This is a genomic window from Kitasatospora sp. NPDC048286 (assembly GCF_043201735.1).
Classification (GTDB): domain Bacteria; phylum Actinomycetota; class Actinomycetes; order Streptomycetales; family Streptomycetaceae; genus Kitasatospora.
In genome coordinates this window covers 416,206-433,531 of the sequence record NZ_JBICZE010000007.1, presented here as the reverse complement: position 1 = coordinate 433,531, position 17,326 = coordinate 416,206, and the positions used below count along the sequence as shown (strand labels likewise).

Below are 17,326 nucleotides of genomic sequence, written 5' to 3'. Positions count from 1 at the left end.
GGCCGGCGGAGCATGGTCATCATCGGCGGAGGACTCGGCGGCCTGTCCACCGGCTGCTACGCGCAGATGAACGGCTACCGCACCCGGATCCTGGAGATGCACGAGATCCCCGGCGGCTGCTGCACCGGCTGGGACCGCGGCGAGTTCACCTTCGACTGCTGCGTCAGCTGGCTGCTGGGCAGCGGCCCGGGCAACGAGATGCACCAGATCTGGCTCGAACTCGGCGCACTGCAGGGCAAGCGGATGCGCAACTTCGACGTCTTCAACGTGGTGCGCACCCGGGACGGCCGGGCGGTCTACTTCTACTCCGACCCGGACCGGCTGGAGGCCCACCTGCTGGACCTCGCCCCCGAGGACGCCCGGCAGATCCGGCAGTTCTGCGCCGGACTGCGCAAGTTCCGCCTGGCCCTGGCCCGTTACCCCTTCCTCAAGCCGGTCGGGCTGATGGGCCGGTGGGAGCGGATGCGGATGCTGGCCTCCTTCCTGCCGTACTTCAACGTGATCCGGCGCTCGATCACGGTGCTGATGAGCGACTACTCGGCGCGGTTCAGGAGCCCGCTGCTGCGGGAGGCGTTCAACTTCATCCTGTACGAGAAGCACCCCAACTTCCCGGTGCTGCCCAACTACTTCCAACTCGCCTGCCACGCCGGGCAGTCGGCCGGGGTGCCGGAGGGCGGCTCGCTGGGGCTGGCCAACTCGATCGAGCAGCGCTACCGGCGGCTGGGCGGCGAGATCACGTACAACACCAAGGTGGCGGAGGTCCTGGTCGAGGACGACCGCGCGGTGGGGGTGCGGCTGAGCGACGGCCGGGAGGTGCGGGCGGACATCGTGGTGGCCGCCTGCGACGGCCGGACCACCATGATGGACCTGCTCAAGGGCCGCTACCTGAGCGACACCTACCGCCGGCTGTACACCCAGACCATCACCGAACCGGGCATGGTCTTCCCCGGCTACGTGACCGTCTTCCTCGGCCTGCGCAGACCCTTCCCGGCGGGGGACCCGTGCACCACCTACCTGTTGGAGGACGAGGTCGCCGAGCGGCTCACCGGCATCCGGCACCCGAGCATCAACGTCCAGTTCCGCAGCCGCCACTACCCGGAGCTGTCGCCGGCCGACACCACCGTGGTGTACGCCAGCTACTTCTGCGACATCGAGCCCTGGCGGGAGCTGAGCACCGGGCCGGAGCAGGAGCCCAGGGTGCGGCGCGGCGAGGAGTTGCACACCCTGCCGGTCGGCCGGGGGCGGGAGTACCAGCGGGAGAAGCGCCGGGTGCGCGACGCCATCGTCGAGTTCCTGGACGGCCACCACCCCGGGCTCCGGCAGGCGGTGGCCGTCAAGGACGTCTCCACGCCGCTCACCCAGGTCCGCTACACCGGCAACTACAACGGCACGGTGCTGGGTTGGCAGCCCTTCGTGGAGAGCGGCGAGACCCTGGAGGAGGAGATCAAGCGCAACGGCCCGGGGCTGCCCGGCCTGGCGAACTTCTACCTCTCCGGGGTCTGGGCGACCACCGGCGGGCTGATCCGGGCGGCGGCGGCCGGCCGGCACGTCGTCCAGTTCATCTGCCGCGACGACGGCAGGCCCTTCACCGCCGAGGTGGACGACAGCGCCCCGCTGCCCACCCTGCTCATCGAACCGGTCGGCCCCGCCGACCGGCAGTTTGGAGTCACCTCGTGAGATTCGAGAAGTGGGTCGTCCAGGAGCACGAGGACGGCGTGCCGGACGTCGAGCGGGTGTACCGGAAGGTCGTGGAGGAGGTGGACGTCCGGCTCGCCGCGGACGAGATGCTGCTGCGCACCCGGTACGTGTCGGTCGACCCGTACCTCCAGGGCATCGCGCTGGACACGCCGATCGGCGACCACATGGGCGCGGACTCGATCATGGAGGTGCTGGAGGCCGGGCCGGCCGCGCGCTTCGCGGTCGGCGACCTGGTGCAGGGCTTCGGCGGCTGGCGCAGCCACCTGATCAGCGACGGGGAGCCCCGGCTCTGGCAGACCGGGACCTTCCCGATGGTCTTCCCGGCGTTCCGCCGGCTGGACCCGGCCGACTACGACGAGGCCCTGCCGCTGTCCACCGCGCTCGGCGTGCTGGGCGGGCCGGGGATGACGGCCTGGGGGACGGTCGAGAAGTTCCTCGACGTGCGGCCCGGGTCCACGGTGCTGGTCAGCGGGGCGTCCGGGGCGGTCGGTTCGCTGGTCGGGCAGTTGGCCAAGCACCGGGGCGCGCGGGTGATCGGTACCACGGCGACGCCGGAGAAGGTCGAGTGGCTGTGGCAGCTGGGCTTCGACGGGGTGCTGCTGTACCACGACGGTGACGCGCCGGAGCAGGTGGAGAAGGAGCTGGCGGCGCTCGCGCCGGACGGCATCGACCGCTACTTCGACAGCCTCGGCGGGACGCTGACCGACGTGGTCTTCGGCATGCTCGCGGTGGAGAGCAGGGTCGCCGTCTGCTGGCAGTGGGGATGCCAGGTCGGCGGGGACTGGTCGGGCCCCCGGCTGCTGCCGATGATCATGTTCCCGCGCGCCACGATCCGCGGCATCTTCTCGCTGGAGTGGTTCACCGAGGAGAACTGGGCCGCGCTGCGGCGGGACCTCGGGCCGCTGGTCCGCAGCGGTCGGCTGACGTACCGGCAGACCGTGCACCAGGGGTTCGACAGCATCCCGGGGGCCTACCGCGGCCTCTACCTCGACCGTTCGGCCAACCGGGGGAAGGTGCTGGTCGAGCTCTGAGCGGAGCGGACGCGCGTTCGGGCCCTTCGGCGGATCCGCCGAAGGGCCCTGGCACGTGGTCAGTTCAGGGTGAACCAGGTGCTGCGGGACTTCTTCCACTCGGGGTGGGTGAGGTCCTTGGCGGCGGTGGCGTCGCCGTAGAGGTCGGCGGAGCCGTCGTCGGTGATCAGCTGGGCGCGGGCGCCCGGGGCGTCCAGGTCCGGCACGTCCGCGATCGCCTCCCAGGCGCCGTAGTCGCTGGTCGGCAGGTCGATCAGCTTGGTCGGCTGCGAGCCCGGCTGCCCGTTCCAGCGGTAGAGCGCGTACGGGGCGGAGTTGTCCTCGGCGGCCCAGGAGCCGGCCGCGATCAGGTACTGGCCGAGGTCGTTGCGGCGGATGTCGCGGACGGACAGCCCGCCGAGGTCCAGCTCGATCGCGTCGCCGAAGGTCGCGTGCGCGGCCGAACCGTTCAGCAGGGACGGGAGGTTGGTGACCGGGACGAGCAGCGCCCGGCCGCCGGTGACGGCCGGGGTGAGCGGCGCGCGGAAGCCGACGTAGGCGGTGCTGGTGCTGCCGGGGGCGAACTCCAGGCCCTCGACGTTGAACCCGTCGATCTGCTTGGGCACCTGGCCGTCGGCGGCGCCGGCCGCGAAGCCGTAGCGCTTGCCGTGGGCGTTGTCCCAGGTGATCAGGTCGTCGCGCAGGCCGTGGTACGAACCGGCCAGGGAGAGCTGGGTGTCGGCGCCGGAGCCGGTGATGGTGGTGGCGAAGACGGTGTGCCGGTCGGGCTTGACCACGCCGTCCTTGTTGTTGCCGAGCGAGCCCGTCCAGTAGATGGTGTTGCCGACCCGGGTGGCGGCCTCGATGTCGATCTCCTTGGAGACGCCGAGGGCCGAGCTGAAGTCCCAGGTGCGGATCGGCGCACCGGAGTTGTTGCGGTCGTACAGGCGCAGGGTGTTGGACTCGTCGTCGCCGACCACGAGGTAGCCGCCGCCCGCGTCCACGGCGGCCGAGGCGTCGCTGGAGCCGGTCAGGTAGCGGCTGGTGGCGGAGAACTGGACGGCGGGGGAGGCGGCGTAGTGCAGGGTGCGGGTGGCGCTCTTGCCGCCGAGGCCGGTGACCTTGATGGTGAGGTCGGCGTAGCCGACGCCCTGGGCGGCCACCGCCAGGGTGCGGGTGCCGCCGGTGCCGCTCACCGTGACGTCTCCGGTGCGGGCCACGGCGCTGCGGGTGGTGGCGGAGGCGGCGACGGTCAGTGCCGAGGCGGAGGCGCCGGACTGGGCGACCGTCACCGTCACGGTCGGGTCGCCGGTGGCGCCGACCGCGCCGGACAGGTACCCGGCCGAGAAGGTGATCGTCGGGGTGCCGTACGTGACCGCGCCGGCCGGGAGGGCGGGCAGGGCGAGCACGGGCACCGCCGCGACGGCGACGGCGAGCGGCAGCAGGCGGCGGAGGGAACGCGACACGGTGGCTACCCTTCGGCAGGTGGGGAGTTGACGGAGGGTGCAAGCCTGGTGGCGTTCGGCGAACACCGACCTTACGGCGACCCTACGAGTGTGGGCGGGCGGGCGAACAGCAGGCCTCGCGGCGGTGGAGGGCCGGGCCTCAGCCGGTGAGGCCGGCCGCGCGCAGACGGCGGCCGACCGCGTCCCAGTCGGGGGCGACCGGCTCGGTGCGGTGAGTGCCGACACCCAGGTCCTTGAAGCCGCTGGAGGTCGACACGCAGACCACCGGGCCCTCGGAGAGGTCCGGTGCGCCGAGGCTGCGCAGCCCGGCCAGGCCGGCGGCCGAGGACAGCTCGGTCCACAGCCCGGCCCTGGCCAGGTCCCGCTGAGCTGAGGTGAGTTGCGCGTCGTCGAGGGTCAGCGCCCGGCCGCCGCTCGCCCGGACGGCGAGCACGCCCCGGTAGCCGCTGACCGGGGAGGTGATCGAGTACGCGGCGCTCGGACCGACCGTCACATGGGCGGCCGGCAGACCCTCGGCGATCGCCCGGGCCAGCGGCCCGGAGGCAGCCGTCTCGCAGGAGTGGACGCGCGGCACCCGGTCGGTCAGGCCCAGCCGTCGCAGCTCGGCGAAGCCCTTCCAGACGCCGAACAGCAGCTCGCCGTAGCCGGTCGGGACGAACACCGCGCTCGGCACGCCGACATCCCGGAAGATCTCGTAGGCCACCGTCTTGTAGCCCTCGGGCCCGTACGCGTGGCCGGTGTGGGTGGTGGTCAGGTTGCTGACCGGGTGCAGGCCCAGCCGCTCGACCGTCTGGCGCAGCAGCGGCCAGCGGGCCTCCCACGGCACCGGGAGCACCACCGCGCCGTACGCGTTGAGGAAGGCGTCGACGTTCGGCGGCAGGTCCGGGCCGGTGAACACCACGCAGGGCAGTCCGGCGCGGGCGGCGTAGGCGGCCGCCGAGGCGCCGTGGTTGCCGGAGGAGGCGACCGCGATGCCCGGCGCGCCGACGCCCACGGCGGCGCTGGTGGTGCAGCGGTTCAGCCGGTCCTTGTGGCTCCAGGTGGGGTTGCGGGACTCGTCCTTGACGTACACCCCGGGTTCGAGCTCCACCAGCGGGGTGGAGCCCTCGCCCAGGCCCGGGGCGAGCAGCGGCGGCAGCAGCGGGGCCCAGCGCTCCAGGCCGCGGCGCGCCGGGGTGCCGTTCGTCTGGGCGCTGTTCGGCGGGGCGGTGTCGAACAGGGCGGCGGGGTCGGCCTTCTCGTAGGCGTAGTCGACCTCGACGGGGTAGGAGACGTCCTTGGTGCCGGTGCGCGGACAGCCGGCGGTGAGCGGGGGCCAGAGCGGGTAGTCGAGGGCGGGGTCGCCGAGGGAGCGCTGGCCGGTCGCGAGGGAGTCTTCTGTCGGCATGTCAGGAGACTAGCCGGGCGGCCGTCGTGCGGTCCGGTGGTTCCGCGGTTCGGTGTGCGCGGTCCGGCGGTTCCGCGGTTCGGTGGCGCGCGGTTCGGTGGTTCAGGCGCCCTGGCGGATCGCCGAGATGTCGAACTCCAGGACGACCTTGTCACCGACCAGGACGCCGCCGCCCTCCAACGCCGCGTTCCAGGTGACGCCGTAGTCCTTGCGGCTGATGGTGACCGAGCCCTCCAGGCCCACCCGGAGGTTGCCGTACGGGTCGACGGCGTTGCCGGTGTACTCGAAGTCGATGGTGACCGGGCGGGTGGTGTCCTTGATGGTGAGGTCGCCGGTGACCCGGTAGTCGCTGTCGGAGCGGGCCTCGATCGCGGTGGAGCGGAAGGTGATGTCGGGATAGTTCGGCGCGTCCAGGAAGTCGTTGGTGCGCAGGTGCTGGTCGCGCTGCTCCACGCCGGTGTCGATGCTCTCGGTCTTGATCACCACCTGGACGGAGGAGCGGGACGGCTCCTTCCCGTCGAGGTGGGCCGTGCCCTCGAACTGGTGGAACGCGCCGCGGACCTTGGTCACCATGGCGTGCCGGGCGACGAAGCCGATCCGGGTGTGGGTGGGGTCGAGGACGTAGTCGCCGGTGAGCTCGGAGAGGGGGGTGGTCATGGTCGGCATGCCTCCTGGAGTGGGGCCCGGGTCTCGGCCCGGGGGTGGTCGGGGCGGCCCCCGGACCACGCTAGGGGCAGTTCCGGCGGGCCGCGCGCCGGGCTGGGCCTAAGCGGGCGCCGGGGTGGGAAGGCTCGCGGGGTACGTCGGAGGGCGGAAGGGCGAGGGGGCCTGGATGGACAGCGAGATAGCGGCGATGGCCGAGGTGCTCCGGGCGGCCAGGGCGAAGATCCGGGAGGAGGCGTTGCCGAAGGCCCGTACGCGTCGGGCGATCGTTCCGGAGGTCGACGAGGCGGTGCTGTTCAAGGCTGTGGTCGACCTGGTCGACACGGCGCGGGAACTGGCTCAGGCCGTGGGGGGAAGGATGACCACGCCGGACGGCCGCACGGCCCACGACCAGGTGCACAAACGGTTGGGCCCGCAGGTGGAGTACCTCAGGGAGTGGGAGCGGAAGATCACGCCGCTTCCGAAGGAGGACTGAGGTCAGCCGGGCTCCCGGTCGCGGGAGCCCGGCCGCGGCGGTTCAGCGGTGGCTGGGGAACTGCACCACCTGCTGGTAGGTGGGGCGGTTCTGCCAGGTGGTCTTGGCGTCCGTCACGCCGCCCAGCGGGCGCTGGATGATCGTGTCGGCGCACCACTGGTCGCCGGCCGCGCAGTCCGCGTCGCCCGGGTAGACCTGGGCGGCGGTCTGGGCGGCGGCCTGCTTCAGGGTGTTCAGCAGGACGGTCCGGCAGGCCGCGAGGTCGCCGCCGCCGCAGAACGGGCGGGCGAGCGGGCCGGACACCCGGTCGCCGAGGACGGCGCGCAGGTCCTTGTCCAGGTAGCTCCACCAGCCGTACTGGAAGGCCGAACCCTTGTGCGGGATGGCCTCGTTGGCGCTCACCGGGCCGCCGGCGGCGCCGGTCTGGCCGCCCGAGGGGGACTCGTTGATCTGGAGGGCGCCGGTCAGTGCGCCGAACAGCGGGTCGCCGAGGCCCGGCCGCATGACGCCGTCGGCGACCAGCGGCCACCAGGCGTCCATCACCCGGATCGCGGTGGCGTCCGCGTAGCTGTGGCTGCCCGGTGAAGTCTCCTTCCGCTGGGCGCCGTTGGCGAGCCAGGCCTCCAGCTGCTGCAGGGCGGTGAGGGCGGCCTGGTCGGTGACGGGCGCGCCGCGCAGCACGCGGATCAGGTCGGGCAGCACGTCCTCGGCCCGCAGGTCGGCCAGGGCGGCGCTCTCCATGGCCTGGGTGAGCGACACCCGGCTCGCCTTGCCGCCGTTGCCGAGCAGGGACTTGACCCGGTCGTCCAGCAGGTTGCCGCGGTGCACCGAGCCGTTGCCGAAGCCGGCCGAGGTGTAGCCGTTCGCCTGCTTGTTGTTCCAGGAGATGTAGTAGTCCTGGTTGACGGACTGCGGGTGCTCGGCCGCCGGGGTGTACCGGGCGGTGTTGGTGGCGGGGTCGAAGTCGGCCCACTCGTAGGCTGGTTGGGCCTGGACGGGGAGTCCCGGGTCCACCCCGGGGGCGCGGACCGGGTTGCTGCCGGAGTTGTAGTAGGCGATGTCCCGCGAGTCGGCGTAGAACCAGTTGAAGGTGTAGTTGATGTCCTGCGCCGCCTGCTGGAAGCCCGCGGCGTCGCGCACCGCGGCGGGGTCGTTCAGCTCCTGGAAGCCGATGATGGAGTCGGCCTCGTGCCGGTAGGTGGAGCGCAGCGAGGTGAAGGCGACGGGTGCGCCGCCGACCGTGCCGCGGGCGCTCACCAGGCCGTACCTGGAGCGGTACATCACCAGGGTGTAGGAGCCGGCGGGGGTGGAGTCGGCGGTCGTCGGGTTCCAGGCGTTCTTGCGTTCCAGCCGGTCGAAGGGCAGGCACTGGCCGTGCCAGAGGTAGGAGTTGGCGGCGGTGGTGACCGGCGAGCCGTCGGTGGTGCAGAGCGGGACGGCGTAGGTGTCGGTGATGTCCTGCCCGGCGGAGGTCGCGCTCCAGGCGTAGTCCTGGCCGCGGCCGAGCTGGACGTAGAAGCTCAGGCCGGCGAAGGCGGCGCCGCGGGCGCTGATCCCGGGGCCCTGGATCTCCTCCAGCATGAGCAGCTGTGGGGCGAAGTAGCCGGTCTGCGGGCCGAACACGGCCACCGGGTGGCCGTCGTCGGTGCGGGCGCCGGAGACCAGCAGGGCGTTGGACATGCCGTGCTTGGCGGTCAGCAGGTTCCCGGGCAGGACGCCGTTCGCCCTGGTGGTGAGCGAGTTCGCGGATCCGGTGGTGTCGTAGACCACCCGCTCGGACACCACCGAGCCGGGGTCGGGCAGCGCCGCGCCCTGCGGCTGCTCCGGGACGGTCGCGTACGGGAAGCTCTGGCCGTCGTGCAGGGTCTGGACGGCCTCCGGGTCGTCCGCCTCGCGCAGTGACTTCCAGACCGCGTCCCCGGCGTCCTTGCCGTAGCGGGCCTCGGCGGCCGACTTGACCTGGGCGGAGGCCAGTTCGCCCCCGCCGCCGGAGCCGAACAGCGCGCCGACCACGGAGGCGAGGGCGACCAGGTCGGTCAGCTTGAAGGGCTCGATCGAACCGGCGTTGGTGATCGGGTCGATGTGCCCGGTGAGGTCGTACTCGCCCGGGAAGGTGCGGGCGTTGTAGGACTCCTTGGCGTACTGGTTGATCCCGTCGAGGTAGGCGTTGGCGTCGGTGAGCGCCTGGGTGGCCCGGCCGCCGCGGGCGGCGATGGCGTCGATCTGCTGCTGGAGCTCCGCCTCGGTGTACGGCGCGGCCTGCCAGAAGGTCTGCTCCAGTTGGCGGTTGGCGGCGGCGCCGCCCGCGAAGCCGGACAGCTGGCCGCGGCCGACGTGCCGGAAGAGGTCCATCACCCAGAGCCGGTCCTGGGCGGCGGCGTAGCCCGCGCCGAACTCGGTGCCGTAGCGGGTGGTGCCGGTGATGTGCGGGACGCCGGTGGCCTTGTCGCGCACGATGGTGACGTCCGGTCGCGGACTGGTGGAACTGGCCACCTGGTCGGCGGGGACGCCGAAGGAGGCGTCGTTGAAGAAGTCGCGCAGCTTGGCCTCGGTCAGGCCCGGGTAGCCGGAGGCCAGGGCGGCGTACGGACCGAGCTGGTCGTCGGTGTGCGCGGGGCGGGTGCCGAAGGCCCGGTTGAGCAGGATGTCGGCGAGGGTGGCGTTGCCGTTCTCGCCGGGCGGCAGGATGTCGGAGCAGCGGCCGACGCAGTAGTCGTTGGCGGCGGCCGTCGTCGCGGAGGTGGGTGCGGCGGTGGCGGTGGGGGTGGTGGTCAGGGCGGCGGTGACGAGCAGGGCCGAGGCGAGGGCGGCGGCCGGGAGTCGGAGGGAGCGGGCGTGGGGGCGTTGGCGTTGGCGTGAACGCAAGGCGGACTCCTCCGTCGAAGTCTCACGGAACAGTCGACGGTAGGGGCGCTACTGGCCGGTTGGCTAGTGGCGTGCATGCCATTTCCGGTGCGGGGAGGCGAAGTTGAGGGGTGCGGTGGTCCGCGGGGCGTGCGACCCGGGTCTGGGTCGGGCTGCCGCCGGGCAGTAGCCTGGCCGCTTCGTTGGCGTGGGAAGCAGGGCGGGGCGTTGGGCGAGAGTGGGTCCGTGCGGGCATTGGCGCGGGTGGTGTGGCGGCGCAAGGAGCTGGTGCTGCTGCCCGGGATCGTGACCGCGGTGGTGGGCGGGCTGGTGTGGGGGCTGGTCCGGGCGGAGCTGTGGGCCGGCGGGAGCGTGGCGCTGGGAGCGGCGGGGGCGGTGGTGATCGCCGCGGCCGCCACTTTCGGCAGCGCCGTGACGCTCCTCGCGGCGGACGACGCGCTGTGCGGGCGGCCGGCGGGGATCGGTTCCTGCTGGACCCGGGCGGCGCGGCGGTTGCCGGCGATCGCGGGCTGGATGCCGGTCGGGGCCCTGGGGGTCGTCGGGGCGCTGCTGCTGGTGGGGATGGGGTGGTCGTCGGCGAACTACCTGGTGCTGCCGGCGCTCGTGCTCGACGGGGCGGGGATGCGGGAGGCGCGGCGGAACTCGCGGGCGGCCTACCGGCGGGACCGCGGGAGGTTCGTCCGGGGGTCGAGCCGGATGACGATGCCCGTCCAGGTGGCGCTGGTGCCGTGCCTGGTGGCCTTCGGCATGGGGCTCACCGTGAGGGACCGGGGACTCGGGGCGCTGCTGACGGCCGGGGCGGCGCTGTGCCTGGGCGCGGCCGTGACGGTGACGGCGAGTCTGTACGGGGTCTTCCGGGCCGCGTTGTACCGCGATTCGGTCGTCGAGGCGGCGACCGAGGCGGTGCGCCCGGCGCTGCGGGTCACGGAGGTGCGGTAGCCGCGGGAAGAAGGCGGCGCCGCACCTGCCGGGCTCAGTCCGGAGGTGCGGCGCCGGGTCGGTGGCGCACCGGGGCAGGGCTTGCGCCGGGGTCAGGGCTTGAGCACCAGGCGGATCGGGTTGCCCTCCTTGCGCTCCAGCGCCTCGACCGCGCGGGCGGCCTCGGCCAGCGGGAAGGTGCCGCTCACCGAGCGGGAGAACTCCAGCCGGCCGCCGCGGACCAGGTTGACCAGGTCGACGACGTCCTGGCCGTCCGAGCCGTAGTGGCCGCGGATCTGCTGGCGCAGGTAGCTGACCCGGGTGCCGTTGGTGACGGTCAGCGGCTTGTCGGTGAGGCCGACCAGCACCAGGCGGCCGTGCTCGCCGAGGGTGGCCATGGCCTGCTCGCGCACCGGGGCGACCCCGGCGAAGTCGAAGGCGGCGGTCAGCGGGCGGCCGCCGGTGGCCTCGCGGAGCAGTCCGGCGAAGCCGGGGTCGGCCGGGTCGAGGGCGGCGTCGGCGCCGAAGGCCAGGGCGCGTTCGCGGGCGGCCGGCAGCGGGTCGACGGCGACGATCGGGAAGGCGCCGATGGACCGCAGCAGCTGCACGCCGTGGGCGCCCAGCCCGCCGACGCCCCAGACGCCGACCGCCTCGGCCGGGCGTACGGCGCCGGTGGTGGTGATGGCGGCCCAGGGGGTGGAGACCGCGTCGGGGATGAAGCAGGCCTGCTCGAAGGGGAGTTCGTCCGGGATCGGCACCAGGGTGGTGGCGGTGGCGAGCGCGTACTCGGCCCAGCCGCCGTCGTAGTCCACGCCGCGGGTGTGCACGGCGCCGTCGCGGGTCTCGCCGGCCTGCAGCAGCACCCGGTCGCCGACGGCCGCGGTCGTCACGCCCTCGCCGAGGGCGTGCACGGTGCCCGCGACCTCGTGGCCGAGGGTGACCTTGTCGCCCTTGAGGTAGAGCGGCTTGAGCATGCCCTCGATCAGGTGGACGTCCGAGAGGCAGACGCCGGCGGCCTCCACCTTGATCAGCACCTCGCCCGGACCCGGGACCGGGACGGGGACCTCCTCCACGGCGAAGGCGCCCTTCGCGACGTCGAGCCGGCCGGCGAGCATCGTGGCGGTCATCGGGACTTCCCTTCTCGCGGGGGCGGCGGATCGGGGGAGTGCCCGCCACCCCGGAAGTTACTTGTTATCCGACAAGCAAGTTCACACTAGCATGGTGTTATGTCTACGCACGATGAGGACGGAAGCGGCCGGACCGGGACGCTTCGGGAGGCGCCGGCCCGCCGCACCCAGGCCGAACGGCGGGCCCGGGCCGAGTCCGCGCTGGTCGCCGCCGCCGCCCGACTGATCGCCGAGCACGGCAGCACCGGGGTCACGCTCGCCAGGGTGGGGGAGGAGGCGGGCTTCAGTCGTGGGCTGGCCACCCACTACTTCGGCTCCAAGGCCGCGCTGCTCGCCCGGCTCCAGGAGGCGGCGCTGGCCGAGGCGGTGGCGGCGGCCGCGCCGGAGCGAAGCGGGGCGGGGGCGGTGGACGAGCTGTGCGGATTCGCGCGCGGCTGCCTGGAGGGCGTGCGCAATCCGACCGACCTGGGCCGGGCCTTCGTGGTGCTGGGGGCCGAGGCGCTCGCCGGGGCCTCGGAGCTGACCGCCGCGGTGGCCGAGCTGGACGCCAGGACCCGGGCGTGGACGGCCGAGGTGGTCGGACAGGGGCAGCGGGACGGGGAGCTGAGCCCCGTGGTGGACCCGGGGGCCTTCGCACTGGCCTTCGTCGGGCTGCTGAAGGGGCTGGTGGTGCAGGCCGCGGCCGCCCCGGCGGCCTTCGACGTGGGGGTGGCGGTCGCGGAGTCCGAGCGGTGGATCCGGCTCGCGCTCACGGCGGGCTGACGGAGTGTCGTCGGGTCGTGGGCCGTCGGGCGGCGGACCCGGGGCCCGCGGCCGGCCGGGGTGACGTCAGGCCCGCCGGGCGGTCGAACTCCGGCGCGCGGGAGGCGATATGCGCACCCGCTCGGTGACGGGCGCCTGCTCGAGGTCGTCCAGCTGGGCGAGGACGGTGGCGCGCAGGTCGTCGTCGTCCTCGAAGTGGTGGTCGTTGAAGAGGGTGTGGCCGGACCACATCAGATTGGCGCAGACCCGGGGCGGCACCTTGCCGGTCTGGGCGCCCATGCCGACCAGGGCGACGGAGCGGATGGAGCCCGGCCGCAGCCGGTTCTGCCGGTGGACGGCCTGGAAGGCGGCGGCGCAGGCCAGGGCCACGTTCAACGTCTCGCTGACGTTCTGCGAGGAGGCCTGCATCGTCGGGGCCGAGATCAGGAACCCGGGGTTGACGGCGCCGGACGGGACGCAGACCGCGCTGCCGACCGGGAGGTGGCCGGCGTACCGCTCGCGGATCGCCTTCTGGACCCGCAGCTGGATGCCCGCGCCGAGGTGGCGCTTGATCGCCGCGTCCGTCCCGCCGTCCATCCGGCCTTGGGAGTTGGTGGGGCTGACCCAGGCGTCGACCTTCGTGGTGAGGATGGAAGCGTGCCGGATCTCGACCCCGGGGACGTCGGCGAAGGCCGCCCGCCAGGACTCCACGACCGACGCGTTGAGGTCGGTCAGCACCACCTTGAGCGGCGACTGGGTGCGGTCGGTGGCCATGCGGGGCTCCTGTCGGTCGGGTGTGGCCTGCGGGCCGGTTCCTTGATGACACCGACGACGCTAGCGCCCGGGACTGACAATCCGTCCGGTCCCGTCCGCGCCGGTCGGGGGCCGGTCGGTGGGCCGGTCGGGGCGGCCGGGATTGTCAGACCCTGCTGGTAGGACTGTGCTGTCCGCCAGGGAAGCTGACGGGCCATCACCTGCCGTTCGTCTGTCATTCGTACGGTCCCGACCAGCCGGAGTCGCACCACCATGAGCGCCGTCGACACCCCCGCCACCCAGCCCGACCCGAACGACCCGCTCGCCCTCGCGGAGCTCTTCACCGGCGGCGGCGAGCCGTGGCTGCCGCTGCTGAAGCCGGTCATCGAGGCGCAGCCGGGCGCGGCCTCGTTCATCGGCCCCGGTCGCGGTCCGGAGGTCGTCCCGGTCCGCGAGCTGACCTTCCAGGCGCTCAAGCCGCACGCGCCGCACAAGTGGAAGGTCGTCGTCTTCGGCCAGAACCCGTACCCGAGGCCGGAGAGCGCCACCGGCATCGCGATGTTCGACAACACCTTCCACGACTGGAAGGACAGCCAGTTCGGCCGGGTGATCAGCATCCGCTGCCTCATCAAGGCCGCGGCGATGTGGAAGTACGGCATTCCCAAGAAGACGCCGATCGCCGACATACGGGCGCTGCTGAAGAAGCGGGAGACGGTCCAGCCGCCGGAGTGGTTCCAGGCCATGCTCACCCAGGGCGTGCTGCTGCTGAACGCGGCGCTCACCGCGAGCAGCGACGGCGCGATGGGGCCGGACCAGCACACCGCGTTCTGGCGGCCGGTCGCCGAGCGGATCGTGGAGGAGATCCTCGGTGCCAAGCAGCAGGCCGCCGAGGAGGACCGCTACGTGGTCTTCGCCTGGTGGGGCGCGCACGCGCGCAGCCTGAAGAACGTCGTGCTGCGGCTGCAGGAGAAGTACCCCGAGGTCGAGGTCCGGCACATCGACCACGCCAACCCGGCGGCCCAGGGCGACATCTTCTGCGACGGCGAGCACTTCGCCACGGTGAACGCCGCGCTCGCCTCGCTCGGCGCCGACGAGGTCGACTGGCTGCCCAGCACCGGGTGGAACGCCGCGGCGGCGCAGGGCGGCGGGGCGGACGACGGGGTCGCCGAGCGGATGGGCGCCTTCATCGCCTCCACCATGGAGCTGCACCAGCTCTACCTGGACCGGCTCGCCGGAGTGAAGGACGAGGGCCTCGTCCTGCCCGCCATCACCGGGGTGTTCGACGCTCCGCCGGCGGGCTTCCGGGAGGCGGTGTCGCCGGTCGCCGAGCTGCTGCGCGGCCTGGACCGGCACGTCTCGCTGTCGCACGACTTCGGCAAGCGGCGGGCGGACGAGGGGGTCGCCGGCCTGTCCGCCGACGAGATCGCCGCGCTCTACCTCTACACCTGCGAGTCCGCGTTCTACCGGGAGATCAACGCGGTGCTGCGCTCGCCGGACCGCGGCCGGCTGGTGCCGTACCTGCCGTACCTGCGGCTGCTGTTCGCGGCGGTGTCGCGGCTGCCCGTCCGGACGGCGCCGCTGTGGCGAGGGGTGTCGCTGGACCTGCGGCGGCAGTACCCGCTCGGGAAGACGGTGACGTGGTGGGGCGTGTCCTCCTGCACCTCCAAGCTCGGGGTGGCGCAGTCCTTCCTGGGGGGCCGGGGCAAGCGGACGCTCTTCGAGGTGCGCCCGGTGCGGGCCGCCGGCATCCAGAACTTCTCGGCGTTCACCGGTGAGGAGGAGTTCATCCTGCTGCCCGGCACGCAGCTGGAGGTCACGGACGTCCGGGTCGAGCGCGGCGGTCTGTGCACGGTGACGCTGACCGAGCTGGAGGAGGCGCCCCTGGTGTCCTGAGGTGTCAGGGCCGGACCCGCTCCCGTTCAGTGACTAAGTCAGTATCTTTACTTGGTTAAGTTATGCTGGACGTCGAGCGGCGGATGGGCCCGTGGTGCAGGAAGGGACGCGAACGATGACCTCGGAAACCGGGAACCTCGGCGGCGAACTGGAACGGGAGCGGGCCTACGTCGAGGTCTGCCGGGAGGCGACGGCCCGGCAGGTCGAGGACGCGGACTTCCAGGTCGTCGCCGCGGAGGACGTCTCCGGCGACGGCGCCAGCGCGGAGGCGCTCGGCCGGTACCTGCGCACCCGCGCCAAGCGGATGAAGGAGCTGCCGCAGAGCCTGTCGTTCTTCGGCCGCCTGGACTTCGCCGACACCGCGGAGGCCGGGGACCACCGGCGGCAGCGCTACTACGTCGGCCGCCGGAGGATCTCCGAGGACCCGACGGTGCCGCCGTTGGTGGTCGACTGGCGGGCCCCGGTCTCCCGGGCGTTCTACCAGGCGAGCGCCCACGCCCCGCTCGGGCTCGCGCGGCGCCGCCGGTTCGGCTGGGCGCCCTGGAGCCTGGGCGCGCCGGAGGAGCTGACCGGGCTGGAGGACGAACCCCTCGGCGGGCCCGGCGGAGTCGGCGGAGTCGGCTCGGCGGACGGCGGTGCGCCGGGGATCCGGGAGGGCGGCGCGGACGGCATCCTGGCCACCGAGATCGAACGGCCCCGCACCGGCCCGATGCGGGACATCGTCGCCACCATCCAGCCCGAGCAGGACGCGCTGGTGCGGGGCGGCCTGGGCGAGTCGGTGTGCGTGCAGGGCGCGCCCGGCAGCGGCAAGACCGCCGTCGGGCTGCACCGCGCCGCGTACCTGCTCTACACCTTCCCGCAGCGGATCCAGCGCGGCGGCCTGCTGGTCATCGGCCCCAACCGGACCTTCCTGCGCTACATCGCCGAGGTGCTCCCCGCGCTCGGCGAGATCGACGTGGGCCAGTGCACCGTGGAGGACCTGGTCGCCACCCGGCCGGTCACCTCGGTGGACGACGAGCGGGCCGCCGCCGTCAAACAGGACGGGCGGATGGCGACGGTGCTGCGCCGGGCGCTGTACGGCCGGATCCGGGCGGCGGCCGCGGAGTCGCTGGTCGTCCCGGACGGCTCCTACCGGTGGCGGGTGCCCCCGGAGCGGCTCGACCGGGCCGTCGCCGAACTGCGCGAGCAGGCGCCGCCGTACGCCGTCGGCCGGGAGAGCCTGCGCACCCGGGTGGTGGCGATGCTCCAGGACCAGGCCGAGCGCCGGACGGGCGTGCGGTCCGGCGCCTGGACGCGGAAGGTCGGCCGCTGCAAGCCGGTCGCGGCCTTCCTGGAGACCGCCTGGCCCCGGCTGCGGCCGGAGACCGTGGTCGCCGCCCTGCTGGGCGACCCGGCGGTGCTGGCCGAGGCCGCCGACGGGGTGCTCGGCCCCGGGGAGCAGGCGGCGATCCTGTGGCGCCGGCCGCCGCGCTCGGAGCGGAGCGCCGCGTGGTCCGAGCACGACCTGATGCTCCTGGACGAGGTGGCCGGTCTGATCGAGCGCCCGGCCGGCTTCGGCCACGTCGTGGTGGACGAGGCCCAGGACCTCTCCCCGATGCAGTGCCGGGCGATCGCCCGCAGGAGCGCCTTCGGCTCCCTGACCGTCCTCGGCGACCTCGCCCAGGCGACCGCCCCGTGGGCCGCCCGCAGCTGGTCCGAGCAGCTCGCCCACCTGGGCAAGCCGCAGGCCGCGGTGGTGCCGCTGACCACCGGCTTCCGCGTCCCGGCCGCCGTGGCGGAGCTCGCCAACACCCTGCTGGGCGCGCTGGACGTGGACGTGCCGCCGGCCGTGTCGCTGCGCCGGGACGGTGAGCTGACGGTGCGGCGGGTGGCCGACGGCGGCCTGGACGCGGCGGCCGTCGCGGCGGTGCGGGCCGCGCTGGAGCGCGAGGGCTCGATCGCGGTGATCGCGGCCGACGGCGCGGCGGCGCGGACCGCCGAGGCGCTGCTCGCCGCGGGCATCCCGACCGGGGCGGCCGAACAGGTCGGCACCACGGCGCGGGTGACGGTGCTGCCGGCCTCCCTGGTGAAGGGGCTGGAGTACGACCACGTGGTGGTGCTGGAGCCGGCCGCCATCGTGGAGGCCGAGCCGCGCGGTCTGCACCGGCTGTACGTGGTGGTGACCAGGGCGGTCTCCCGGCTGGACGTCCTGCATGCCCGGCCGCTGCCCGCGCCGTTGGGCGGGTGACGGCAGGGCGGGTGACGGCAGGGCCGGGAGCGCGGGTGGGTGCGGGATCGCGCCAAATGCGGTGCCGCTCCGGGCAATTCGGAAAAGCGGCCGCCGAACTGCC

The 17,326-nt window shown here is 73.5% G+C and carries 13 protein-coding genes; 7 read left to right on the top strand and 6 right to left on the bottom strand.

The window, feature by feature from the left end:
* Positions 1 to 12 precede the first annotated feature (12 nt).
* Together ACGF13_RS19985 and ACGF13_RS19980 are read left to right on the top strand one after the other, a co-directional pair.
* Positions 13 to 1,677: a phytoene desaturase family protein gene (locus ACGF13_RS19985; protein ID WP_392876847.1), complete on the top strand. Its 1,665-nt coding sequence runs from the start codon at positions 13 to 15 to the stop codon at positions 1,675 to 1,677.
* Complete coding sequence (locus tag ACGF13_RS19980; RefSeq protein WP_392876737.1) at positions 1,674 to 2,729, top strand: zinc-binding dehydrogenase; 1,056 nt, start codon at positions 1,674 to 1,676, stop codon at positions 2,727 to 2,729. Before ACGF13_RS19985 ends, ACGF13_RS19980 begins: the two co-directional genes overlap by 4 nt.
* Positions 2,730 to 2,788: 59 nt before the next feature.
* On the opposite strand, the gene ACGF13_RS19975 is transcribed toward ACGF13_RS19980, so the two are convergent.
* The 3 genes from ACGF13_RS19975 to ACGF13_RS19965 form a co-directional block, all read right to left on the bottom strand.
* The gene (locus ACGF13_RS19975; RefSeq protein WP_392876734.1) at positions 2,789 to 4,174 is read right to left on the bottom strand and encodes a hypothetical protein; all 1,386 of its coding nucleotides are present in this window, start codon (positions 4,172 to 4,174) and stop codon (positions 2,789 to 2,791) included.
* Positions 4,175 to 4,313: 139 nt separating this feature from the next.
* Positions 4,314 to 5,561: a pyridoxal-phosphate dependent enzyme gene (locus ACGF13_RS19970; RefSeq protein WP_392876731.1), complete on the bottom strand. Its 1,248-nt coding sequence runs from the start codon at positions 5,559 to 5,561 to the stop codon at positions 4,314 to 4,316.
* A 102-nt stretch (positions 5,562 to 5,663) separates the two neighbouring features.
* Complete coding sequence (locus tag ACGF13_RS19965) at positions 5,664 to 6,218, bottom strand: YceI family protein (RefSeq protein ID WP_392876728.1); 555 nt, start codon at positions 6,216 to 6,218, stop codon at positions 5,664 to 5,666.
* A gap of 175 nt (positions 6,219 to 6,393) precedes the next feature.
* Here ACGF13_RS19965 and ACGF13_RS19960 point away from each other — a divergent pair, with 175 nt between their 5' ends.
* Positions 6,394 to 6,699 (top strand): hypothetical protein, encoded by a 306-nt coding sequence (locus tag ACGF13_RS19960; RefSeq protein WP_392876726.1) that lies wholly within the window; start codon positions 6,394 to 6,396, stop codon positions 6,697 to 6,699.
* A gap of 42 nt (positions 6,700 to 6,741) precedes the next feature.
* On the opposite strand, the gene ACGF13_RS19955 is transcribed toward ACGF13_RS19960, so the two are convergent.
* Positions 6,742 to 9,564 (bottom strand): penicillin acylase family protein, encoded by a 2,823-nt coding sequence (locus ACGF13_RS19955; protein ID WP_392876723.1) that lies wholly within the window; start codon positions 9,562 to 9,564, stop codon positions 6,742 to 6,744.
* Between the two features lie 225 nt (positions 9,565 to 9,789).
* Between ACGF13_RS19955 and ACGF13_RS19950 the strand changes: the two genes are divergently transcribed.
* Complete coding sequence (locus ACGF13_RS19950) at positions 9,790 to 10,503, top strand: hypothetical protein (protein ID WP_392876720.1); 714 nt, start codon at positions 9,790 to 9,792, stop codon at positions 10,501 to 10,503.
* Positions 10,504 to 10,595: 92 nt separating this feature from the next.
* Here ACGF13_RS19950 and ACGF13_RS19945 read toward each other — a convergent pair whose 3' ends face one another.
* Positions 10,596 to 11,609, bottom strand: a complete 1,014-nt coding sequence (locus ACGF13_RS19945; RefSeq protein ID WP_392876717.1) for a zinc-binding dehydrogenase — start codon at positions 11,607 to 11,609, stop codon at positions 10,596 to 10,598.
* 99 nt (positions 11,610 to 11,708) lie between these two features.
* On the opposite strand from ACGF13_RS19945, the gene ACGF13_RS19940 reads away from it, so the two are divergent.
* Positions 11,709 to 12,371, top strand: coding sequence for a TetR/AcrR family transcriptional regulator (locus ACGF13_RS19940; protein WP_392876714.1), 663 nt, complete (start codon positions 11,709 to 11,711; stop codon positions 12,369 to 12,371).
* 66 nt (positions 12,372 to 12,437) lie between these two features.
* Here ACGF13_RS19940 and ACGF13_RS19935 read toward each other — a convergent pair whose 3' ends face one another.
* Positions 12,438 to 13,124, bottom strand: a complete 687-nt coding sequence (locus tag ACGF13_RS19935; RefSeq protein WP_392876711.1) for a macro domain-containing protein — start codon at positions 13,122 to 13,124, stop codon at positions 12,438 to 12,440.
* A gap of 252 nt (positions 13,125 to 13,376) precedes the next feature.
* Between ACGF13_RS19935 and ACGF13_RS19930 the strand changes: the two genes are divergently transcribed.
* Both ACGF13_RS19930 and ACGF13_RS19925 read left to right on the top strand, forming a co-directional pair.
* Positions 13,377 to 14,996, top strand: coding sequence for an ADP-ribosyltransferase domain-containing protein (locus ACGF13_RS19930; RefSeq protein ID WP_392876708.1), 1,620 nt, complete (start codon positions 13,377 to 13,379; stop codon positions 14,994 to 14,996).
* Positions 14,997 to 15,111: 115 nt separating this feature from the next.
* Positions 15,112 to 17,223: a HelD family protein gene (locus ACGF13_RS19925; protein WP_392876705.1), complete on the top strand. Its 2,112-nt coding sequence runs from the start codon at positions 15,112 to 15,114 to the stop codon at positions 17,221 to 17,223.
* The last annotated feature ends 103 nt before the right edge of the window (positions 17,224 to 17,326 follow it).